At 65.7% G+C, this 22,575-nt stretch carries 24 protein-coding genes; 17 read left to right on the forward strand and 7 right to left on the reverse strand.

Annotated elements, in window-relative coordinates:
- Positions 1 to 440, reverse strand: a 440-nt coding sequence (locus OMP43_RS12390) for a DUF4158 domain-containing protein (RefSeq protein WP_280280029.1), incomplete at its 3' end; no start/stop codon positions are given.
- Positions 441 to 565: 125 nt separating this feature from the next.
- On the opposite strand from OMP43_RS12390, the gene OMP43_RS12395 reads away from it, so the two are divergent.
- Entirely contained in the window at positions 566 to 1,186 is a 621-nt protein-coding gene (locus tag OMP43_RS12395) for a recombinase family protein (RefSeq protein ID WP_008832583.1), read from the forward strand.
- A 2-nt stretch (positions 1,187 to 1,188) separates the two neighbouring features.
- Positions 1,189 to 1,713, forward strand: a complete 525-nt coding sequence (locus tag OMP43_RS12400; protein WP_011607966.1) for a GNAT family N-acetyltransferase — start codon at positions 1,189 to 1,191, stop codon at positions 1,711 to 1,713.
- A gap of 66 nt (positions 1,714 to 1,779) precedes the next feature.
- On the opposite strand, the gene OMP43_RS12405 is transcribed toward OMP43_RS12400, so the two are convergent.
- From OMP43_RS12405 to OMP43_RS12430, 6 genes are all read right to left on the reverse strand, one after another.
- Positions 1,780 to 3,075 carry a hypothetical protein gene (locus tag OMP43_RS12405; protein ID WP_013039108.1) on the reverse strand — a complete coding sequence of 432 codons (1,296 nt, stop codon included), beginning with the start codon at positions 3,073 to 3,075 and terminating at the stop codon, positions 1,780 to 1,782.
- Positions 3,076 to 3,323: 248 nt separating this feature from the next.
- The gene (locus OMP43_RS12410) at positions 3,324 to 3,713 is read right to left on the reverse strand and encodes a copper-binding protein (protein WP_007683329.1); all 390 of its coding nucleotides are present in this window, start codon (positions 3,711 to 3,713) and stop codon (positions 3,324 to 3,326) included.
- A gap of 11 nt (positions 3,714 to 3,724) precedes the next feature.
- On the reverse strand, positions 3,725 to 6,868 hold the full coding sequence (locus OMP43_RS12415) for an efflux RND transporter permease subunit (RefSeq protein WP_280280030.1): 3,144 nt from the start codon (positions 6,866 to 6,868) through the stop codon (positions 3,725 to 3,727).
- Complete coding sequence (locus OMP43_RS12420; protein ID WP_280280031.1) at positions 6,865 to 8,355, reverse strand: efflux RND transporter periplasmic adaptor subunit; 1,491 nt, start codon at positions 8,353 to 8,355, stop codon at positions 6,865 to 6,867. The genes OMP43_RS12415 and OMP43_RS12420 overlap by 4 nt, the downstream gene beginning before the upstream one ends.
- Entirely contained in the window at positions 8,352 to 9,614 is a 1,263-nt protein-coding gene (locus tag OMP43_RS12425) for a TolC family protein (protein WP_013039107.1), read from the reverse strand. Before OMP43_RS12425 ends, OMP43_RS12420 begins: the two co-directional genes overlap by 4 nt.
- A 398-nt stretch (positions 9,615 to 10,012) precedes the next feature.
- Positions 10,013 to 10,375, reverse strand: a complete 363-nt coding sequence (locus tag OMP43_RS12430; RefSeq protein ID WP_280280032.1) for a hypothetical protein — start codon at positions 10,373 to 10,375, stop codon at positions 10,013 to 10,015.
- Between the two features lie 243 nt (positions 10,376 to 10,618).
- Between OMP43_RS12430 and OMP43_RS12435 the strand changes: the two genes are divergently transcribed.
- From OMP43_RS12435 to adhP, 15 genes are all read left to right on the forward strand, one after another.
- The gene (locus OMP43_RS12435) at positions 10,619 to 10,975 is read left to right on the forward strand and encodes a hypothetical protein (protein WP_004212653.1); all 357 of its coding nucleotides are present in this window, start codon (positions 10,619 to 10,621) and stop codon (positions 10,973 to 10,975) included.
- A 140-nt stretch (positions 10,976 to 11,115) separates the two neighbouring features.
- A complete protein-coding gene (locus tag OMP43_RS12440) occupies positions 11,116 to 11,595 on the forward strand; it encodes a heavy metal-responsive transcriptional regulator (protein WP_007406417.1) in 480 nt (159 codons plus the stop codon).
- Positions 11,592 to 11,813, forward strand: a complete 222-nt coding sequence (locus OMP43_RS12445; protein ID WP_007406426.1) for a hypothetical protein — start codon at positions 11,592 to 11,594, stop codon at positions 11,811 to 11,813. Before OMP43_RS12440 ends, OMP43_RS12445 begins: the two co-directional genes overlap by 4 nt.
- A gap of 59 nt (positions 11,814 to 11,872) precedes the next feature.
- Entirely contained in the window at positions 11,873 to 12,193 is a 321-nt protein-coding gene (locus OMP43_RS12450; protein WP_007406382.1) for a hypothetical protein, read from the forward strand.
- Positions 12,194 to 12,216: 23 nt separating this feature from the next.
- On the forward strand, positions 12,217 to 14,127 hold the full coding sequence (locus OMP43_RS12455) for a 2Fe-2S iron-sulfur cluster-binding protein (protein ID WP_280280033.1): 1,911 nt from the start codon (positions 12,217 to 12,219) through the stop codon (positions 14,125 to 14,127).
- Positions 14,127 to 14,855: a hypothetical protein gene (locus OMP43_RS12460; protein ID WP_009824015.1), complete on the forward strand. Its 729-nt coding sequence runs from the start codon at positions 14,127 to 14,129 to the stop codon at positions 14,853 to 14,855. Before OMP43_RS12455 ends, OMP43_RS12460 begins: the two co-directional genes overlap by 1 nt.
- Positions 14,852 to 15,574 (forward strand): hypothetical protein, encoded by a 723-nt coding sequence (locus OMP43_RS12465; RefSeq protein ID WP_025549149.1) that lies wholly within the window; start codon positions 14,852 to 14,854, stop codon positions 15,572 to 15,574. The genes OMP43_RS12460 and OMP43_RS12465 overlap by 4 nt, the downstream gene beginning before the upstream one ends.
- Positions 15,561 to 16,004, forward strand: a complete 444-nt coding sequence (locus tag OMP43_RS12470) for a DUF1622 domain-containing protein (protein ID WP_004212663.1) — start codon at positions 15,561 to 15,563, stop codon at positions 16,002 to 16,004. The genes OMP43_RS12465 and OMP43_RS12470 overlap by 14 nt, the downstream gene beginning before the upstream one ends.
- Positions 16,005 to 16,018: 14 nt before the next feature.
- Positions 16,019 to 16,459: a four-helix bundle copper-binding protein gene (locus tag OMP43_RS12475; RefSeq protein WP_025549148.1), complete on the forward strand. Its 441-nt coding sequence runs from the start codon at positions 16,019 to 16,021 to the stop codon at positions 16,457 to 16,459.
- Positions 16,460 to 16,791: 332 nt separating this feature from the next.
- Positions 16,792 to 18,015 carry a glycoside hydrolase family 130 protein gene (locus OMP43_RS12480; protein ID WP_016743863.1) on the forward strand — a complete coding sequence of 408 codons (1,224 nt, stop codon included), beginning with the start codon at positions 16,792 to 16,794 and terminating at the stop codon, positions 18,013 to 18,015.
- Positions 18,016 to 18,243: 228 nt separating this feature from the next.
- Entirely contained in the window at positions 18,244 to 18,534 is a 291-nt protein-coding gene (locus OMP43_RS12485; RefSeq protein WP_007406388.1) for a hypothetical protein, read from the forward strand.
- A 318-nt stretch (positions 18,535 to 18,852) separates the two neighbouring features.
- Positions 18,853 to 19,254: a hypothetical protein gene (locus tag OMP43_RS12490; RefSeq protein WP_015449265.1), complete on the forward strand. Its 402-nt coding sequence runs from the start codon at positions 18,853 to 18,855 to the stop codon at positions 19,252 to 19,254.
- 147 nt (positions 19,255 to 19,401) lie between these two features.
- Complete coding sequence (locus OMP43_RS12495) at positions 19,402 to 19,731, forward strand: hypothetical protein (RefSeq protein ID WP_280280034.1); 330 nt, start codon at positions 19,402 to 19,404, stop codon at positions 19,729 to 19,731.
- A 252-nt stretch (positions 19,732 to 19,983) separates the two neighbouring features.
- A complete protein-coding gene (locus OMP43_RS12500) occupies positions 19,984 to 21,504 on the forward strand; it encodes an aldehyde dehydrogenase family protein (RefSeq protein ID WP_015449264.1) in 1,521 nt (506 codons plus the stop codon).
- Between the two features lie 25 nt (positions 21,505 to 21,529).
- Complete coding sequence (gene adhP / locus OMP43_RS12505) at positions 21,530 to 22,555, forward strand: alcohol dehydrogenase AdhP (RefSeq protein WP_021238858.1); 1,026 nt, start codon at positions 21,530 to 21,532, stop codon at positions 22,553 to 22,555.
- The last annotated feature ends 20 nt before the right edge of the window (positions 22,556 to 22,575 follow it).

A 22,575-nucleotide genomic window follows, 5' to 3' on the forward strand; every position in this document is an offset into this window, starting at 1 on the left:
GCAACGAAGCGACGGGCAAGATCCTCATTCGATGTCGCCGCCTCGGCTTCCCGAGCGATCCATTCGCGCAAATCCCGTGCGCCCCGCCCCGAAAAGGAGCGATAGCCGTAGATTCGGCGAAGGTCCGCCAGATGCTCGTGCCGGGTCTCCTCGCGCGCGGCATAGAGGAGTAGATCGTCGCTGGTCAGGCCGAGCTGGGCCGCGATGAAATCCGATACCTGCGCCGGGATCAACTCGCCAGGAGCGAGCACCCGGCCCGGGTAGCGCAGGACGCACAGTTGCAGCGCGAAGCCAAAACGATTGTGGGCGCGCCGGCGCTGGCGGATATGCCCGAGATCCTCATCGCTGAGGGTATAGTGCCGCAGCAGCTCACCTTGATCGACCGGCAAGTGAAGCAGCGCCTCGCGCTGTCGATCGGTCAGGGTCACGCGACGCGGCATACATGCTCCTTATTCTTTCCGAGCTACGGTTTGAGATAGCTTGATTGAGATGCTGGTTAAGATACACAATAGCCCAATCTTATGTGCTCATGTTCGTCACCGCCTCAAACCTTCGTTTGTGATCCATGCTGATCGGCTACGCCCGCGTGTCCAAAGCCGACGGCTCGCAGTCGCTCGACCTGCAGCACGATGCCCTTCGCGCTGCCGGTGTCGAGCCAGGCAATATCTATGATGATCGTGCATCCGGTAGCCGTGATGATCGCCCCGGTCTTGCCGCCTGCCTGAAATCGTTGCGCGACGGCGATGTCCTCATCGTTTGGAAGCTCGACCGGCTCGGCCGAACGCTCACCCACCTGGTCAGCACGGTGCAGAATCTGTCGGATCGCGGTATCGGTCTGCGGGTGCTCACCGGCAAGGGCGCGCAGATCGACACCACGACGCCATCGGGCCGGATGGTGTTCGGCATTTTTGCCACACTGGCGGAGTTTGAGCGGGATATGATCCGCGAGCGCACCATGGCTGGCCTGGCCGCTGCCCGCGCGCGGGGACGCAAGGGTGGCCGCAAGTTCGCCCTCTCCAAGGCCCAGGTGCGGCTCGCTCAGGCTGCTATGGCCCAACGCGACACGTCCGTTTCCGACCTCTGCAAGGAACTCGGGATCGAGCGCGTCACTCTCTACCGCTATGTCGGTCCCAACGGGGAACTCCGGGATTACGGTCAGCGCGTGCTTGCTGCCAAAACGCGATGATGATGACGGGAGCCCCGATCAAACTTACCCAAGCGGACGCCGCAGACGTTGCAGACCTGTACAACCGTTGCAGCGACTATTTCCTGTTGCAGGACGGGGCCGCGCCCACGCTGGACGATGCTCGCGAGCTTTTCTCCGATGTGCCGCCCGAAAAGAGCGCCCACAATCAAGCTGTCCTGGGATGGAAGGGGCCTGGCGGCCTATATGCAATCGCGGCCATCCTCCGCGATTATCCGCGTGATGGCACATGGTATCTCGGCTTCATGATCGTAGATGCCGCACAGCGTGGTCGTGGCGTCGGACGCTCAATTTACTCGACGGTCGAAAGCTGGGCCGCTGCGAGAGGTGCCACAGAGATTCGGTTGGCCGTGCTGGAAGCGAATGAAGCGGCAGAGCGATTTTGGCGTTCTCTCGGCTTCATTGAGTATCGGCGCGTTGGGCCAGACACCTTCAAAATGCGTAGCCATCGCCGGATAGAACTGAGCCGTCGCCTTTCTGGCGCGACCGTAGAAGGCAGCAACAAGTAAGATCTCGCGCCGGCTATCTGGGCGAGCTTGGCGTAGGATTCCGCCCCCTCCCGCAAACGCCCCCTTTCAGGGAAGGGGGCTTGAGATCGCCTTGATGGCCTTCAATCCCGTTCCAAAACGAGCGATCGCGTCCCTGTTTCTCTCCAGCTCGCCATAGGGCAGATAGGCGAAGTCGAGATCGGCAATACGGCTGAAAGCCGGGCGACGGAGTTGCGCGCGAACGTCCTGCTCGCGCGCATTCGGTGCGACCAGGAATAGCCCGGCGGCAGCGTGCAGATCGCTCCCCGACAGCGCCAGATCGAGCATGCGCACGATCCCCGAGTAGATCGAGGTCGAATGTTCAACCTCGAACGCGGCGGCGACGCCGTCGCCACCCTTCGCCAGCCACAACACGTCGATGAGGCGGATCGAGTCCGCTCCGGGAGAGGTCGCAATGGCGTCTGGAAGGCGCTCGAGGCATCCCTGTCCAAGCGGGCAGCCAGCGTGAAGTCGACCGCGGTCATTGGCGGCGATCCACACATCGTAACCGAGGGCATGGCCGAGGTCGCGCAGCCAGGCCTGGATTTCGGCGTGCGTGCGATCGGTTTCGCCCTGCGCGGCGGCTGTCTTGTCGAGCCGGCTTGCCTCCGCTCTGGCATGTTCCAATCTGCCGAGCCAGTCGTCGGCCGCCGTTGCGTCATCCTCCAGCGGTGGCGCGGGATAGCGGCCCGAGCCAATGTCGAACAACAGTCCGCCGATCGCGCCGAGATCGTTGGAGAGCAACTCGCGGTAACGGTCGTTGAGGTCGAGGATGCCGGCGCGCATGGCGAGAAAATGATCCCATGACCCGAGCTTCACCTTGGCGCCGGTGACGGCATTGTAGCCCTTGACGATCGCGGTATTGAAGGGCGGCACCAGCGTCGGGTGAAGGAAATAGAGCAGGTTGGCCGCCGCCGGCCCCAGCCCCTTGATCTTGAGCGCGTCTATGCTGCGGATGTGGCTGATGATCTCCTCGGCGGTATCGCAGCACGAGCAATTGTCGAGCAGGCGACCGAACGCCCGCTGGTTGTCCGGGCTTTCGTAGATGTCTGGAATGCGCAGCTTGGGCTTCCACAGCCAGGCATGGTCGGCGCCCTTGAAGATCTGCCGCTGTTCGGCGATCGAGTGGACAACCGTTTCCAGTGACGAGCCGCGATAGGCGACGCCGAACCGCCCACTTTCGATTTCTGCGACCACCTGCTGCAGCCCGCGACGGATGGAGCGGAAGTTTTTCAGCCGTTCGTCCCACAGAAACCAGGAGCGATAGGTGGCGCCGGGATCGTCTCGCCAACGACGGACAAGCTCGCTCACGAGATCATGATGTGTCGCGGGTAACAAGGTCATACTGGCTGGGTCATCTAAACTGGGCTCCTTGCCGTTCAGGCTATCGCGAGCAAGGGCGGCTTGCACGTTCAATGTGCGATCCGCGAAGCGTGCTCAAATTGTCGGTGATCGCGCAGGGAAACGCCGCTGGCATTGGGCGTTGCCGGTCGCAACCGTCGACCGGGCGCACAGCCAGGCAGACGGCCGGCACGGGCGTCGCCGCCCGGGAGCGGCGCCGCAACCAGCTTCTTTTGGTCGAACTTAGCGGATCACTGCTTTGCGATCGCGGTGACCTCGCCATCGCTGCCCTTGAGCGAGAGGTCGAAATCGACCTTGTCGCCGACCTTGACCGCATCGGTGATCGACGGCGCGGCCTTGAACGCCATCGTCATCGCGGGCCACTTGGCCTCCGGGATCGGACCATGATCGAGCGTGATCGTGCCTGCCGCCTTGTCGATCGCGGTGACGGTGCCATGGCCCTTGGCCTTGATCGCGGCGTTCGCGTCAGGCGCCATCGACATGTTGCCCATGTCGCCGCTCATGGTCGCGGCGGGCGCCGCCTCGTTGGTCTCAGTCGCAACGGGGGCCTCCGCCTTCTTGCCGCACGCGGCAGTCAGGGCGGCGAGGCCGAGGGCAATGGTCAGTCGTGCATGGTTCATCGTCTTCTCCTTCATGATGAAACGGGTTGAGGGATGGGATCGGTCTTGGGCCGGCGCAACAGCAGGTAGGCGGCGGGCAGGACGAACATTGAGAGCAAGGGCGCGGTCAGCATGCCGCCGATCATCGGCGCGGCAATCCGGCTCATGACCTCCGAACCCGCGCCTGATCCCAGCAGGATCGGCAGCAGGCCGGCCAGGATCACCGCCACCGTCATCGCCTTGGGACGGACGCGCAGCAGCGCGCCTTCGCGCACGGCGGCCTCGACCTCGGCAGCGTCCGGATGTGCGCCGCGCTCGGCCAGCGCGTTCTTGAGATAGATCAGCATCACCACCCCGAACTCGGCGGAGACGCCGGCGAGCGCGATGAACCCGACCCCGGTGGCGATCGACTGGTTGAACCCCAGCAGATAAAGCGTCCAGATGCCGCCGGTCAGCGCAAACGGCAGCGTCCCCATGATCAGCGCCGCCTCGTCGAAGCGGCCGAAGATGAGGTAGAGCAGCACGAAGATGATCAGCAGCGTCGCGGGCACGACCAGCTTCAAGCGGTCGACCGCGCGCTCGAGATATTCGAACTGGCCAGAGTAAGCGATGCTGACCCCAGGCGAGAGCCTGACCTGTTTCGCCACCGCACGCTGCAGATCGCCGACCACCGAGGCAAGATCGCGCCCGCGCACATCGACGTAGACCCAGGTCGAAGGCCGGGCATTCTCGGTCTTGAGCATCGGCGGTCCCTCGGCGATCGAGACGTTTGCCACGGTGCCCAAGGTGATCTGCTGGCCCGCGGGCGTCAGGATCGGTAGCGCCCGCAGCCTTTCGAGGCTGTCGCGCAATTCGCGCGGATAGCGCACGCTGATCGGATAGCGGGCGAGGCCCTCGACCGTCTCGCCGATCGTCTCGCCGCCGATCGCGCCGGAGACGATGGCCTGGACGTCGGCGATGTTGAGCCCGAACCGCGCGGCGGCGGCGCGGTCTATGTCGACATCGACATAGCGTCCGCCGGTCAGCCGCTCGGCGAGCGCCGAGCTGACGCCGGGCACGCTCCTGGCCACGGTCTCGACATCATGCGCGATGCGGTCGAGCTCGGCGAGGTCACTGCCCGACACCTTGACCCCGATCGGGCTCTTGATGCCCGTCGCGAGCATGTCGATGCGGTTGCGGATCGGCGGCACCCAGATATTGGCGAGACCCGGAAGCTTCACCCGGCGATCGAGCTCGTCGACAAGGCGTTCGGGCGTCATGCCCGACCGCCACTGGTCGCGGGGCTTGAATTGGATCGTCGTCTCGAACATTTCGAGCGGCGCGGGATCGGTCGCGGTCTCGGCGCGGCCGGCCTTGCCGAACACGCTTTCGACTTCGGGCACGGTCTTGATCAGGCGGTCGGTCTGCTGGAGCAGCTCACTCGCCTTGGCGGCCGAGAGGCCCGGCAGCGCCGAGGGCATGTAGAGCAGGTCGCCCTCGTCGAGATTGGGCATGAACTCGCCGCCGAGCCGGCTGAGCGGCCAGGCCGTGGTGGCGAACACCAGAGCCGCGATCAGCAGCACTGCCTTGGGCCGCTTCATCGTCCAGTCGATCGCGGGCCGGTAGATATTGGTGAGCCAGCGATTGACCGGATTGGCCTGCTCGGCCGGAATGCGGCCCCGGATCAGCCAGCCCATCAGGATCGGCACCAGGGTCACCGACAGGATCGCGGCCGCGCCCATCGCATAGGTCTTGGTGAAGGCGAGCGGCGCGAACAGCCGGCCTTCCTGCGCCTCCAGGGTGAAGACCGGAATGAACGACAGCGTGATGATCAGCAGGCTGAAGAACAGCGCCGGCCCGACCTCGGCCGCCGCCTCGGTGACGACGATCCAGCGCATCTCGCCATCGAGATGTCTGTCCGGGTGATCCTGCTCCCAGCGTTCGATCCTCTTGTGGGCGTTCTCGATCATGACGACCGCCGCATCCACCATCGCGCCGATGGCGATGGCGATGCCGCCCAGCGACATGATGTTGGCGTTCACCCCCTGGAACCGCATTACGACGAACGCGGCCAGCACACCGAGCGGCAAGGTCAGGATCGCGACCAGCGCCGAGCGGACGTGCCAGAGGAACAGGGCGCAGACCAATGCGACGACGATGAACTCCTCGACCAGCTTGCGGGTGAGGTTCTCGACCGCGCGATCGATCAGCTGCGAGCGGTCATAGACCGTGACCACCTCGACGCCCGGCGGCAGGCTTTTCCTGAGATCGGCGAGCTTGTCCTTGACCGCCGCGATGGTCTCACGGGCGTTCTTGCCTGACCGAAGAATAACGACGCCGCCGGCGACCTCGCCTTCGCCGTTCAGTTCGGCGATGCCGCGCCGCATCTCGGGGCCGACCTGGATCGTGGCGACATCGCCGAGCCGGACGGGCACGCCGCCCGCCGCAGTCTTGAGCGGGATTGCCCGGAAATCGTCGAGCGTTTTCAGATAGCCCGAGGCGCGGACCATATATTCGGCCTCGGCCATTTCCAGCACCGAGCCGCCGGCTTCCTGATTGGCTTGGCTGATCGCCTGCACTGCCTGGGAGTGGGTTACGCCGTAGGCCGCGAGCTTCACCGGATCGAGCAGCACCTGGTACTGCTTGACCATGCCGCCGATGCTGGCGACTTCGGCCACGCCGGTCACGGTCTTCAGCTCGTAGCGCAGGAACCAGTCCTGCAACCCGCGAAGCTGCGAGAGATCGTGCCGGCCGGTGCGGTCGACCAGCGCATATTCATAGACCCAGCCGACCCCGGTCGCGTCCGGCCCGAGCGCGCTGCGGGCGCTGGCCGGCAACCGACCCTGGACCTGGTTGAGATATTCGAGCACGCGGCTGCGCGCCCAGTAGAGATCGGTGCCGTCCTCGAAGATCACATAGACGAAGCTGTCGCCGAAGAAGCTATAGCCGCGCACCGTCTTGGCGCCGGGCACCGACAGCATGGTGGTGGTGAGCGGATAGGTGATCTGGTTCTCGACGATCTGCGGCGCCTGACCCGGATAGGAAGTGCGGATCACGACCTGCACGTCGGAAAGATCGGGCAGCGCGTCGATCGGGGTCGAGCGCACCGCCCACAGGCCCGCGCCGACCAGCGCGAGCATGCCGAGCACGACGAAGAAGCGGTTCCTCACCGACCAGCGGATGAGATGGGCGATCACTGGCCCGCCACCTTCGCCATATGCCGCAGCGTCGGTCCCGCCGGGGGCCGGTCGAACCCGAACCGGACCCGGTCACCCGCCTTGAAGCCGCGCGCGATGCCCGGATTGGCGAGCGCGAAGGTCATCGTCATCGCCGGCCAGTCGAGCGCGGGAACGGGCTCGTGGCTGAGCGTCACCGAATTGGCCGTGATCCGCTCGATCTTGCCCGTCGTCTCGTACAGCGTGGCTTTCGACGCCGGCGCGGCGATGGTCGCCGATGCCGCACCGCCGCCGATCGGCCGCGCCTCGATTCCCGACAGGCTCGCCTCGGAATCGATCAGGAACTGCCCCGAGACGACGACGTTCTCGCCGGGCGACAGGCCGGCAAGGATCTCGGTCTCGCCGCCTGCCTCGCGGCCGATGCGGACCTCGGCGGGATGATAGCGCCCGTCGCCTGCGGCCAGCATGACGAGCGTGCGCCTGCCCGTGCGGATCACCGCTTCGCTCGGCACCAGCAGCGCCGGCTTGGCATCGCCGCCAAGCGCGACGCTGGCGAACATGCCCGGCCGCAACCGGCCGTCCCGGTTGGGCAGCTCGATCCGCACGGTGAGCGTGCGGCTGTCGGCCTGCGTGGTCGGCAGGATCGCGATCACCCGGCCGGCGAAGCGCTCGCCGGGGAAGCCCGCCAGCGTGGTGCTGGCATTCTGGCCGACCCGGACATCGCCCGCGCGCGCTTCGGGCACCGCGGCATTGAGCCAGACGGTGCCGAGCCCGCTTACCTGGGCGAGCGTCTGGCCCACCGCGAGCGTCACGCCGGCACGGGCGTCGAGCGTCTGGATCGTGCCCGAGATCGGCGTCGTGATCGTCACCACGCCGTTCGGGCGTCCGCTCCGCTCGACGCTGGCGATGAGGCCGTCGGACATGCCCATCAGCCGCAGTCGCTGGCGCGCGGCCGCGGTGAGGTCGGGCTTGCCGAGCCGCCTGACGCTCAGATATTCGGTCTGCGCGCCGCCCCATTCGGGCAGGAGCAGGTCCGCGATCGGCGCGCCGGCGCGGACCACGTCCCCGGGCGCTCGCGCATAGACGCGGCTCACGAACCCGCCCGAACGCGCCTGGATGACGGCGACGTCGCGCTGGTTGAAGTCGATCGTGCCGGTGACCTCGAGGGCCGAGGCAAGGCTGCCCATCTTCGCCGCGACGACCCGCAATCCCAGGCTCTGCCGCGCGGCGGGATCGACGGCGACCGTGGGGGCCGCGCCGGCGCTTCCTCCGTCCGCGTATCGCGGCACGAGCTGCATATCCATGAAGGGCGACTTGCCGGGCTTGTCGAACTTCTGGTTGGGGAACATCGGATCGTACCAGTAAAGGACTTTGCCTGCCCCGGCGGGCGTGGTCGCCTCCGATTGCGGTGCCTGGCGATGGCCAGCCCAATAGCCTGTGCCGCCGGCCAGCAGCGCGACAGCCAGGATCGATGCGCCCCAGCGCAGCGCGGATTTATCGAGCGTCATGGCCGCTCCTCCCCATAGGTGATAGTGATGCGGACCGCGTCGCGCGCGACGTCGGCTTCGCGGTTGAGCGCCTCGACCTCGGCCTCCGCGAGCCCGAGCGTCGTGAGCAGCGCGGCGCCAAGGTCGAGCTTGCCGGCGCCATAGCTGTCGCGGTCGAGCTCGGCGCGGTGCCTGGCGAGTGGCACCAGCGTCTCGCGGGCATTGCGCAACCGGGAGAGATGCATGGCATGGTCTGCGAGATCGGCGTCGAGCTGCGCCACCAGCTCGCGGCGGATCGCCTCGCGGTCGAACCGACCCCCTTGCGCAAGGCTCTCGCTTGCAGCGATCCTGGGGTTCTGGCGCTTGCCGGCGAACAGCGGCAGGTCGATCGACACGCCGACCGAGGCCATGTCGCCGTACATGGGATCGCGCCGGCCATAGGTGACGCCGACCTTCCAGTCGGGGCGCTTGTCGGCGCGCGCGAGACGCACGTCCGCTTCGGCGACTGCGATCCGCGCGTCCTGCGCGCGCAGGGCGGGAAGCGCATCGATCCCGGCCCGCAGCCGGATCGGATCGACATCGAGCATCGGCGGGTCGCCCGTCGCCTGCGGGTCGGGGTCGCCGGTATAGCGCGCGAGCCGGGCCCGCGCCTGCGCCACCACCGCAGCCATCTCGGCGCGGCGATCGGCGATGGCGGCGCGGAGCTGGTCGGGCTCGAGCGCCTGGCTCGGGCGCGCGCTGCCCGACGCCAGGCGTGCGGTCACGGTCTTCTGCAGGTCGTCGAGGCTGGCATCGAGCAGGTCGAGCTGCCGGAGCCGGCGTTCTCCATAATAGAGATCGACCCAGGCGAGGGCGGTCTCGAGCCGCACGTTGCGGCCTTCGACCAGCTCGCCCGCCTCGGCGATACCGATATCGGCCGCGGCGCGCGCGGCGCGTGCATGGCGCTTGGCGAGATTGGGGAAGGTCTGGCTGAACCCGATCGTCGCCATAGTGAAATCGTCGCGCGTGAAGCTGCCGGCATTGGGGCCGCTCACCGGGAAGTTCTGCAGGCCCAGGTCGAGCGTCGGATCGGGCAGGCGATCGGCCGCGACCGCCGAAGAGCGGGCGCCGGCTGTCGCCGCCGCGCGCGCCTTGAGGCTTGGCGCGTTGGCGGCAGCGAGCCTCACTGCCTGCTCGTAGGTGAGCGGGCCGGCCGACACCGGCACGGCCCAGGCGCTCGCAAGCGTCGCACCGATAGAGAGCAACAGGCGTCGCACAGCGCGCCTCGGCATCATGATCATGGATATCATCCCCTCATGACAGAGGCGGCGCGCCAAGATGTGACGCGCCGCTCCGGAGCGGGTTTAGCCCTTGTCCGACCTGACTGCGCCGCGCATGCAGTCGGCGGCGCTTGCCTGCATCATCGCGCAATCGCAGCTGGCCATGTCCCGGCTGTCGGGCACCCATATGCGGACACGCGCAGGGCCAGTCGCCCGCGGACCATATTGCGGCGCCGACCGCCATTCCCAATGGCCTTGCGGCGTGCGGCTCGCGTCGGTTGCAAGCGCAGGCGCGGCGAGACTGAGGGCCGCCACAAGGGCGGCCGGAAGCAGTTTGATCATCACGAAAACCTTTGACTGAAAAGAAGGAAACCGGGCGCGCACGCATCGATCGATGCGCGCAGCCCGTGCTCGTTCAATCAGGCAAGGCTGGTGGGAGGATCCGGCTCGGGCGCAACCGCCTTGCCGGTCAATATCGTGTCGGTCGTCCAGAAGCTGGGCGCGTCGTAGAGACGCGCAGGCGCAACGCCGCCTGCCAGGTCCGCTGCGACCAGCGGGATCACGCACCCCATCGCGGCGATGCAATCGAGCGTCAGGCCCTTGCAGGGCTTTACGCTGGGCGCAGGCTGCTGCTTGGCCATCATCGCCATGCAGTCCGCATCCATGCCCTTGGCCAGCGGCGCGCCTGCCGCCTGCGGCACGCTGTGCGCGGCCGCCATCTGGGCTCCGAAGAGACCGGACAGCGCTCCGATGACGAGCAGGAGGGCGAGCAGGCGTTTCACGGGCCTCGATATCTAGCGGGTTTCGCGGGCGCAGCCAACCAAAGTCTCGCGCCGCGCGGATTTTGAAGTGCTGACGGCTGATTCCGTCAACTCCGCGTCAATAAAGATCCGGCCCGGGGAAGAAGATCGGCTGCGGCCTCTACGTATATCGAGGCTGGACCCGGGACCGTAGTCCCAAGCCTGAAGAGACGCTCTTCCCCTCGGCAAAGTCCGGGCGGTGGCTTACCATCCAAGGAGGTGAATATGGTCAGAAAAACTCTCATGGTCGCGCTTGCCGGCATTTCGATGCTTGCTGCCGTCCCCGCTATGGCCCAGGGCATCGGGCACAGCCTGTTCATGCGCGGCTCGATCGTCGACACGGGCAGCAACGGCACGGTCGTCTGCATCGGCAAGGCCGATGGCGCCGAGGTCGGCCAGAAGCTCGAGGTCTATCGCGTCGTGACCCATCCGGGTCCGTCCAAGGGCGTGGCGCCGACCTATCACCGCCAGCTCGTCGGCCATGTGACGATCGACCATATCTTTGACGATCACTTCGCGCACGTGTCCGTCGCCGACGGCACGCCTGCCAGGCACGACATCGTCGAGCTTCGCAAGAACTGACAAGCCGGTGGCCCGGCGGCACGGGCTGCCCTGCGACGCGTCGGGGCAGCGGGCCGCCGGCGACGAGGAGACCGTTCGGGGTCAAAGCGAAACCGCTTGACCCTGGACCATGGTCCAACCGGCATGATCGAGCGGATGACATGGGCAATTTCAAGATCGGCGAACTGGCCGCGGCCGCAGGCGTGGGGCGGGATACGATCCGCTATTATGAGCGGATGGGCCTGCTGCGCGAGCCCGCGCGCACGGCAGCGGGCTACAGGCTCTACGACGCGACCGACCTCGAGCGCGTCAATTTCATCCGCTCGGCGCAGGAGCTTGGTTTCACACTCGAACAGGCCCGGCAGCTGCTGGCGCTCAGGGCGTCGGACACCGCGCATGCCCAGGCCGTGCTCGATATCACGCTTGCCAAGATCGCGGACGCCGAAGCCCGGCTCGAGCGCCTGTCGGATATCCGCGACATGCTGCGGATGCTCGCCGACGAATGCCCGGGCGAAGTGCCGGTCTCCGATTGCCCGATCCTCGCCTTCCTGACGGCGCGGCGGAAAGACCAGCAGCATAACAAGAAACATCAGGCAGCGCAGGACGAACGATCACCACGAGCGAAAGGGGTTTTGTCATGAAGAAAATGCGTTTGATCGCCGTCCTCACGCCGGCGCTGCTTCTAGGCGCCTGTGTGACCACGCGGCCGACCTCGGCGCAGGTCGAGAGTTGCCGGGCGATGGAGGGCAATATGGGTCTCCAGACGCCGCATGATCATGGCGAGATGAAGGGGCAGGGGCGCAACCCGATGAACCTCTCGCACGACCGGTGTCTCCGGATTCTGCGCAGCGCGCAATGAGCCGGTCCGGACGCCAGGGATGGCGCCCGGACACAGTTTTCAAGCCAAGGAGCAAAGCCATGATCGACCATGCGAAGAAAGCCCTTCCACTTGTCGGCGGAAGCCTGTTGCTGGCGCTCGCGCTTTCGGGCTGCGACCGCCAGGCCGACCAGACGGTGCCGCCCGCGGCGAACAGCGTCGCCGCCACCCCGGTCCTGACCGACAGCGGCAACGCTGCAGACGCGGCGCCGATGGACGCGATGAGCAACCAGGCCGAGATGGAGCGGCATCACCGTCAGGCGATGGACCATGACGCGATGCGCGCCGGGGCCGGCAACCAGACCGCGCCGGCACCCGATCCCGCGCCGGGCAATGCGGCGATGCCGATGAAGGATATGTAGGCTCGCACACTAAGGGGATGAGGATGTCCAGGCGGATCAGCCTTCGACGCTTGAGCCTCGGCTGCGCAATCGCTCTCAGCCTGTCCGCGAGCGCGGGCGCGCAGGAGGGCGAGGATCATGCCGCGCATCATGGCGCAGGCATGCCGGCCGGCGGGGGCATGTCCGCACCGGCAGAGCCGGGGTCGTCGGACATGGCGAAGATGATGAACCCCATGATGGATCGCATGATCAATGGGGAAGGGGAGAATGAGCACGGCCACGAATCGCGCCGGACCGGCTTCATCTCGCAGCTGCTCGCCTTTCCCGCGCTTGACGAAGCGGCAAGGCAGCGGGTCGCTGCGCAGGCCGGCGAACGGGTAAGCACGGGTCTGGCGATGATCAACGCCGCCTCGGCCGACGGCGCGCGTGCGACCACGGTCTCGGCCCGGCTCGATGCGGCGCGCCGGATGCGCGAAGGGACCGACCTGTTCCGCTCCGGTACCGCCGCGCAGGGCGCGATCGGAGGCTTGCAGCCGCCCCGGGAGGTCGGGCTTGCCTGGCTGCGCGATCAGCTCGACATCGACCAGGCCGCGCCCGGCCATGCCGATCACTGGTTCGGCATCTCGCCCTCGCACCTCCTTCTCATGCTGTTCCTGGGGCTGGTGAGCGCCACGCTTATCGCGCTGCAGATCTTCCGCCTGCGGCGGATCGGGGCGATCGCCGGCGGTGTCGCCACCGCCAAGGTTCCAGCAAAGCCGGAGCCGAAGGCTGCCCCTCCCGCTACCAGGGTTGCGCCCGCGCCTGCACCCGTTGCCGACAGCGCCGGGCTCGCGCCGAGCAATGCGGCCGCACCCGCTGGGGCGTCGCTGCGCAAGCCCAAAAGCTGGGCGGGGCAGCTGCGCGTGGTCCAGATCGTGCGAGAGACGCCGAGCGTGCTGACCTTCCGGCTCGCGGACCCGACCGCCGACCGGCTGCCGTTCGACTTCCTGCCGGGCCAGTTCCTGCAGGTCGAGGTAGAGCCCGAAGCGGGCAAGACCGCGCGCCGTTCCTACACGATCGCCTCTTCGCCGACCCAGCGGGCCTATGTCGAACTGACGGTCAAGCGCGAGGAGCAGGGCGTGGTCTCGCGATACCTGCACGACAAGGTCGTCGCCGACGATCTGCTGAAGGTCAGCGGACCGTTCGGCGCCTTCACCTTCACGGGAACGGATGCCCAGAGCATCGTGCTGATCGCGGGCGGGGTCGGCATCACCCCGATGATGTCGGTGCTGCGCTATCTCACCGACACCGCGTGGAAGGGTGATATCTTCTTCTTCTACGGCGCACGGTCGACCGAGGAATTCGTGTTCCGCGACGAGCTCGAGCGGCTCGAACGCCGTTTTCCCAACCTCCATGTCGTCGCCGCGATGCAGCGCGCGCCCGGCACCGTCTGGATGGGCCCCGAAGGGCCGATCACCCGCGAGATGATCCTGGCCGCGGTGCCGGAGATCGCGAGCCGGCGGATCCATATGTGCGGCCCGCCGGCGATGATGGGCGCGATGCGCGGCGTGCTGGCGGAACTTGGCGTCCCCGAAGCGCAGCTGCACACCGAGGCGTTCGGTCCGGCCTCGCTGCCGGCCGACCACGAGGATCTCGAGGTCAAACCCGCGCCCGCGCCAGCGGATAAGCCGGCCCCGAGCGCCGAGGTGGCGCCGAGCACGGTGACCTTCTCCGTGTCGGGGGTGTCGGCGGCCTTGCCCGCGGACGAGACCGTGCTCGAGGCGGCCGAGGGCGCGGGCGTCGAGATCTCCTATGCCTGCCGTGCGGGCACATGCGGCGCCTGCGTGGTCAAGCTGCTGCAGGGCGAGGTAACGATGGAGGTCGAGTCCGGCCTCGCGCCCGCCGACAAGGCGCAGGGCTATGTGCTCGCGTGCCAGGCGAAGGGCACGGGCACGCCGCTCGTGGTCGAAGCCTGATGCGCGAACGCAGCGACATCGCCGTCGGCCTGCTGGTCGCATTCCTGCTGCTGTTCCCGTTCGGCTACCTCGTGCATGTGTCACCGCGCTTTCCGGGCAGCCTCGCTGGCGGGATCATCGGGATCGCAGCGCTCGTGCTGATGCTGCTGACGCTTCCCTATGTCGCGGCCAAGCACATCGCCTGGGTCGACAAAGTGCTCTCCCGGCTCGTCAGCAAGCCTACCCTGCTCGCCATCCACATCTATGCCGGCGTGCTGGCGCCGATCCTGGGTCTGGTCCACGCCGCGCACAAGCTCGAAAGCCCGGTCGGACTGCTTCTGACCGTCCTCCTGCTGATGACGGTCATCACCGGCTTCATCGGCCGCTACCTGCTTGCCCAGCTTGGTCGGGCGCTGCGCGGACGCAGGTCGGAACTGGCCTCGCTTCGCGCCGCCTTCCTTGAGGAGCCGGCGGCGCCGGCGCAGGCCGATACCGCAGCCGCGCCGCTGTCGGGCTGGAGGCGCTATCTGTTCGTCGCCGGGGATGCGCCCGCGGGCCAGCACCCCCAGAACAGGGCGGGGATCGCCGCGGCGCTGGCCGATACCGAATTCGCGATCCGCGCCGAAGAGGCGACCAACACCCTGTTCGCGCGATGGCGGTTCCTGCACATCCTGCTGGGCTGTCTCATCTTCGCGCTGCTCGCGCTCCACGTCGGCGCGGCGATCTATTACGGGCTGCGCTGGCTATGAGCTGGCAGCGTCTTTCCTATGCCGTCTTCATCGCAGCCCTGCTGGTGATGGTCGCCGCGGTCGCGATCCGGATGCGATCGGACGCGCCGAGGGATGCCGGCCTGGTGGCGCAGCTCGTAGCGCCCGGCCCGCTCTCGAGCGCCCACCAGTCCTTCGCCGGCCAATGCACGGCCTGCCACACGCCGGGCAAGGGCGTCGAAACCCGGACCTGTCTCACCTGCCATGCGGGCACGGATTTCGGGACGAAGCAGTCGACGCAGTTCCACGCGAAAGCGACGCAGTGCACCTCCTGCCACGTCGAACATGAGGGAGAGCGCGGCATCATCCGCATGGATCACGCCGCCTTGCTCGACATGGCAAAGTGGCGGCAGCCTTCGGCGGGCATGTCGACAAACACTCGAAGCCTGACCCCCGAGACCGCGCTCAATTGCGCGAGCTGCCATGCGTTCCGCGATCCGCACCAGGGCCTGTTCGGCACCGACTGCGCGAGCTGTCACAAGACCGACAGCTGGAAGATCGCCAATTACCGCCATCCATCGGTCAATTCGACGCAGTGCGCCGAGTGCCACAAGGCGCCGCCCAGTCACTTCATGGAGCATTTCAGCATGGTCTCGCAGCGCGCAGCCGGATCGAAAGCGCGCGTCGACCAATGCTATGCCTGTCACGCCACCGACAGCTTCAACAATATCCGCAAGCGAGGCTGGTATGATCACCATTGAGGCCGACTGGCTGAGCGCCTTCTTCCGGCTTGCGGTGATCGGCCTGGAACTGGCGGGCACGCTGACCATCCTGGTCGGCGCGGGGCTCGCAACCTTTCTGTTTGCGCGGCGGGCGAGGGCGGGCGACCGAACCGAGGCCTATAGCGCGTTCCGATCGGCGCTCGGCCGCAGCATCCTGCTCGGCCTGGAATTTCTGGTCGCCGGCGACATCGTCAAGTCGCTGGTGATCAACCCGACGCTCGACGATCTCATCGTGCTGGCCGGGCTTGTGCTGGTGCGGACCTTCCTGAGCATCTCGCTCGGGGTCGAGATCAACGGCCACTGGCCCTGGGAGGAAACCCGGATGGCGCGGGAGAAGGCGCGTGCGGCGTCGGATGGGTCGCCGGCTACGGCTGAGGCCGCCGGATGCGGCACAGCGCTCAAGCGATAGCAGATGGAAGGCGCATCATGATCGAGAGACGCGAATTGCTGATGGCGGGCGCCGGCCTTGCCGCCGCCGGAACGCTGGCTGCGCCGGCGGCGGCGCAGCAGCATCGAATGGAAGGGATGGCGATGTCGATGACGGACTGCATCGACGATTGCGTGGCTTCGCACCGCATGTGCCTGGAAACCGCCGCTTGGCTGACGAAGCAAGGCGGCGCGTCAGCTACGGCGTCGCTGATCGCCATGCTGAACGACTGTGCGGAACTGTGCCAGGCGACTGCCAACTCGATGCTGCGGGAATCTGCCCTGCACCGCATCGTCTGCCGCGCCTGCGCCGACGCTTGCGAGCGCTGCGCCGAGGAATGCGGACGCCATAGCGCGGACCAGCGGATCGCGCGTTGCTCGGCCACCTGCAAGAAATGCGCGGCGAGCTGCCGAACGATGGCGGACATGTCGAGCTGAGCGGCGCGCTTCGCACGTGCCCCACATAGTCACGTTCAGGCCAGAGCCCCCGGTCACAGCTTGTGTGTCCGACAACTACGCCAGGACAGCGATCATGGCACGTGGCACAAAGTCCGAGTATCCGGCAACGGCGGAAATCATCGCACCCGCCATCGCCGGAGCCTTCCGTGCCGCCACCCGATAGTCGGGTAATGCCGAGCACCATCTTTACGATTGCGTGAACGCTCCACGGTCGATCTGTATTGGAGAAGTCAGTGTCAACCGCCGAATTTGTCAACCGGCTACCCGAATTGCTCCGCCCCAATCCAGCAAGGGTAGTGATCAGACCCTATATGCCGTCGACGGAAACCTATAAATATGCGGTACCGGATCAGCCACGTGCGCAGCGCATCGCCGACCGCGTCCTGGCGCTCGACCCAGCATCGCTCCACGATGAGTTGCAACGCATTCTTGATGATTTCTCGGGAAGGCATCGTGAGGTTCCGTCCCTGTTTTTGCGGCGGTTCCACGAGGTTGATGGCATCATCGTCTGTGATTGCGAGGTCACCCATGAACAGGCGCTCTTGATCGGTGCCCATTTTTGCAACGAATATTCCTATGAGGCAGCAGCGCTTTTCAATCCGAGCATCGTCCTGCATCCTGACCAGTCTGCTGTACCTGAAAACTCTCTCCGATTCATTCTTTCCCTGCGAGGCGTGGGCGAGGGGCATATCTCCTCCGTCACCTTTCGCACCGGGTTTTGCGCCGCGGACGGAACCATAGCAATCAATCCTCCGAGCCCCATGCCGCTCGTGCTGGAGACTGAAAACATCTCCGGCGAGGACGGGCCGGACGCGGGCATTCGGATCAAGTGCGATGGCAGCCACGATCTCTCGGAGATCGTGATCTTTCCGACAACCCCCAGCCAGCGTGGTGGCATCGAAGACCTTCGCTTGGTCCGCTTCCTGGACGACGATGGCCGAGCCACCTATTTCGGTACATATACGGCATTTAGCGGCCAGTCCGTCCGGCAGGAGTTGTTGTCCACGCCGGACTTCCGGACATTCGAACTCAGACCGCTGCGTGGGGATGCCACCGGTAGCAAGGGCATGGCGCTTTTCCCCCGACGCATTGCCGGGCACTTTGCCATGCTTGGGCGCGAGGATAACGAAAATATCTGGTTCCTGACGTCCGCGGACATTCACGACTGGAGTGGCGGAGCGAAAGCCATCGAACCTCGCTGGCCTTGGGAGTTTGTCCAGATCGGTAATTGCGGATCGCCGATCGAGATCGACGAAGGCTGGCTGGTCGTAACTCATGGAGTCGGCGCCGTTCGGAACTATTGCATCGGGGCGTGCCTGCTGGACCGTGACGATCCCTCGAAGCTGCTGGCGCGGACGAAGCTACCGCTTTTGCGGTCGGACATGGATGAGCGCGAAGGTTATGTGCCAAACGTAGCCTACAGCTGCGGCGCGATGGTACATAATCGGGTGCTGGTACTGCCTTATGCCATTGCTGACAGCTTCACCACTTTTGCCACTATTCCTCTCGAGCGTCTGCTGGCCGCCATGGATTAGTCACTGTTGCCGACCTGTCCTGCTCTCGAGTCCGAACCATAGTTACACATCGGCACAACAACGATGCCAGTGCGATAATTTATGGCCATCTCAGAGACGGACTTCGCACATTACGTATACAGCAAGGCGGAAGGTGACACCATTTCACGGGCAAGCTCCGGAAGGGGCGACAATCGACCGGGCATATGCTCGATCGAACGAGAAACCCAGACTTGAAGGAATGGATACTTGCGCAAGAAGACGGCAATGATCGCTTCGCTCGCAGCTCTCGGCTTCCTCGCCGTCAGTGCCGGACCGGTGCTGGCGGACGGGATGCCGCCGGGCATGCCCGATCTTGAGGAGACCCTCAAGGCCAGGCCGGCGCCTGCCCAGCCCGATCCTGCCCACATGCAGGGCATGGCTCACGGTAAGGAGCAGATGCACGGCCAGATGATGCAGGGCCATCGAATGGCGATGCGGGATTCGCAGGACCAGGACGGCGCCTCCGGCATGTCACACAGGTCGGACGGTGGTTGCTGACCCTGCCATCATTCCATCAGACGACAAGGTTGACGGACAAGATCATGGCCGCTTTCAACCGAAGCCTTGGTCCGCCGTTCCCACGGCGGGCCAATCGCTTTTCTGGCCGGTCTCAGGACGAGAAAACCAGGCCGGGTCACATTTTTGATCGATCCCGGATCATCATTTTACGCGCCTGCTCCAGCAGGCACACGGCCGATCGGATTTCGATTCGTAACTTACGTATACAGACAGCGTCTCGCTAGCAGCATTGAAGCTTCGGAATTGCCGGGATCGGAACGTCGATCGGGCAACAGGAAGAACACTCGGAGACCCTCAATGCGACAGACGACATTTCTCGCGGCGCCCGTCAGCCTCTTCGCGACGCTAACCTTCGCCGCCGGCACCGCTCTCGCCCAGTCGACGCCCGCGCCCGCGCAGGCTGCGCCGGCCCATGCCCACCAGCAGGGCATGGATCATGGCGGGCAGCAGATGCACGATCAGATGATGAAGGATCATCAGGCCGGCGCGCAGAAGCAGCAGGGGCAACCGGCCCAGCAGGATCAACAGGGCATGTCGGGGATGGCCGGCATGTCCGGCGGGTCGCCAGCATCGAACGGCTCGGGCATGGCCGGTAAGGCGAAGAGTGGCTGCTGCAAGATGCCGATGAAGAAGGCCAAGCCGGCGGCGAAGAAGAAGACCGCCAAGCCCATGGCCGACAAGCCGATGAGCGACATGTGAAGTTTCCAGCCCCGAGAACAGACCCCAGGGGCTGAGGGCCCGCCGTTCCCCCGCGGCGGGCCAGTTCTTTGACGATGCCCAGCGTCGCCCCGTGCTCCCAGCTTTCAAAACCGGGTCCGAGCGTCTGACTTGACAGAGGAAACAGCGATGCGAAAACATCTTGGCGTCGGTGCTGCTGTTGGCTTTCTGCTCTTTGGCAGCACGCCGCTCCTCGCACAGGGTATCGGCCATAGCTTGTTCATGCGCGGCAAGATCGTCCGTATGGATGCGGGCGGCACAGTGGCCTGCCTGGTTAAGGCCGATGGCGCGCACATCGGGCAGATACTCGAAGTCTATCACGCAACGCCGCGCCACCGCCGTCTTGTCGGTCATGTCGAAGTCGACCAGATTTTCGACGACCATTATGCTCATTTCCGCGTGAGGGACGGGACGCTTCAGAAAGGCGATTGGGTGAGCCTAAAGCGCGTCCGGGCGTAACGCCAGAATTGGAATGCCAAGCGCCGCCCTCGCCAAAAGAAGACTCGGCCGAGTAACGCCTGTCTCGGCATAATTCCGATCAGGCGTGCGCGAATAGGTTCGGGAGTCGATGAATAGTCATCGGCTCTGTTGGCGTGTCTGACCCTCAAGCCCGCGACCCCGATACCAGACTACCTTCTGCGGAACTTACTTATAGGCCACCCGGGCAAAGAGATTACTCCGTCAGGCCATCGATAGAGATGGAGTCAGGTTATGTTCGAGAAGGCGATCGGGACCATTAACGCGGCGGCCTCCTTCCGACACCGCTATGATAATTTCATCGGAGGCCGCTGGAGCGCTCCTGCGGGCGGCGAGTATTTCGCCGACACGAGCCCGATCAATGGCGCCCAGATCGCAGAGTTCGCGCTGTCGACGCCGGAAGATGTCGAGCGCGCGCTCGATGCGGCGCACGCCGCCAAGGATCAATGGGCAAGGATCGCGCCCGCCGAACGCGCCAGGATTCTCAATCGCGTCGCCGACCGGCTCGAAGACAATCTGGAGTTGCTGGCACTTGCCGAGACGATCGACAATGGCAAGCCGATCCGCGAGACGCGCGCTGCCGACGTGCCGCTTGCGATCGACCATTTCCGCTACTTCGCCGGCTGCATCCGGGCGGAGGAAGGCGGCATCTCGACGATCGATGCGGACACCATCGCCTATCATTTCCGCGAGCCGCTCGGCGTCGTCGGCCAGATCATCCCGTGGAACTTCCCGCTGCTGATGGCGGCGTGGAAGATCGCGCCGGCGCTGGCGGCGGGCAACTGCACCGTCATCAAACCCGCATCCCAGACGCCGCTCACCTTGCTGATGTTCGCCGAGCTCACCGCCGACATCCTGCCGCCCGGCGTGCTCAATGTCGTTACCGGCCCGGGACGGACCGTTGGCCAGGCGATCGCCGCCAATCCGCGCATCGCCAAGGTCTCGTTCACCGGCGAGACCGTCACCGGCAAGCAGATCATGCACGCCGCGGCGGACCATCTGATCCCCCAGACGATGGAGCTTGGCGGCAAGTCGCCCAACATCTTCATGGCGGACGTGCTCGACGAGGACGATGCCTTCTTCGACAAGGCGCTCGAAGGCTTTACTTTGTTCGCCTTCAACAAGGGCGAGGTCTGTACCTGCCCGTCGCGCGCCCTGATCCATGAGTCGATCTTCGACCGCTTCATCGAGCGCGCCGTGGCGCGCGTCGCCGCGATCCGCCAGGGCGATCCGCTCGACCCGTCGGTCCAGGTCGGCGCGCAGGCGTCGGAGGACCAGCTCCACAAGATCCTGGGCTATATCGATATCGGCAAGGCCGAGGGCGCGCAGTGTCTGGTCGGTGGCGCCAGGGCGCTGCCGGGCGGTGCGCTCGACCAGGGCTATTTCGTGCAGCCGACCGTGTTCGTGGGTCAGAACCACATGCGCATCTTCCAGGAGGAGATCTTCGGTCCCGTCCTGTCGGTCACCACGTTCAAGACGGTCGAGGAGGCGATCGCACTTGCCAATGACACCGCCTACGGTCTTGGCGCGGGCGTCTGGACCCGGAGCGGCAACACCGCCTACCGGCTCGGCCGCGCGATCGAGGCCGGGCGGGTCTGGACCAACTGCTATCATCAGTACCCCGCCCATGCCGCCTTCGGCGGATACAAGGCATCGGGCTTCGGGCGTGAAAACCACCGGATGATGCTCGATCATTATCAGCAGACCAAGAATCTGCTCGTCTCCTATGACGAGCACGCGCTCGGCCTGTTCTGACCCCTCGCTCAAAGGAGAAACGGACATGGCGAAAACCATGAAGGCGGCGGTCGTCCGCGAATTCGGCAAGCCCCTGGTCATCGAGGAGGCGCCGATCCCGGCGGTCGGCCCCGGGCAGATCCTGGTCAAGATTGCGGCAACCGGCGTGTGCCATACCGACCTGCACGCGGCAGAAGGAGACTGGCCGGTCAAGCCCAACCCGCCCTTCATTCCTGGCCATGAAGGCGTCGGGCATGTCGCCGCCGTCGGTGCAGGCGTCACCCATGTGAAGGAAGGCGACCGGGTCGGTGTGCCCTGGCTCTACACCGCCTGCGGGCATTGCGTGCATTGCCTGGGTGGCTGGGAGACGCTTTGCCACGAACAGCAGAACACCGGCTATTCGGTCAATGGCAGCTTTGCCGAATATGTCCTCGCCGATCCCAACTATGTTGGTCACCTTCCCGACAATGTCGACTTCCTCGACATTGCGCCGATCCTCTGCGCGGGCGTCACCGTCTACAAGGGATTGAAGGCCACCGAGGCCCGACCCGGCGAGTGGGTGGTCGTCTCAGGGATCGGCGGGCTCGGCCACATGGCGGTGCAATATGCCCGTGCCATGGGTCTCAATGTGGCCGCGGTCGACATCGACGATAGCAAGCTCGACCTCGCTACACGCCTTGGCGCCACACTGACGGTCAACGCGCACAGCGAGGACCCTTCGGCAGCGCTCAAGAAGGCGATAGGCGGCGCGCACGGAGCGCTCGTCACCGCCGTTTCGCCCAAGGCGTTCCAGCAGGCGCTCGGCATGGTCCGGCGCGGCGGCACGGTCGCGCTCAATGGTCTGCCGCCGGGCGACTTCCCGCTGTCGATCTTCGACACCGTGCTGAACGGCATTACCGTGCGCGGCTCGATCGTCGGCACGCGGCTCGATCTGCTCGAGGCACTGGCGTTCGCCGGCGACGGCAAGGTCAAGGCCACGGTCCATGCAGACAAGCTGGAGAACATCAACGACGTCTTCTCCCGCATGCACCATGGCGACATCGAGGGCCGGATCGTCCTCGACCTCGCCTGAACCCGACTTCGCGAAAGTAC

The sequence above is a fragment of the Sphingomonas sp. CBMAI 2297 genome (assembly GCF_029870595.1).
GTDB lineage: Bacteria > Pseudomonadota > Alphaproteobacteria > Sphingomonadales > Sphingomonadaceae > Sphingomonas.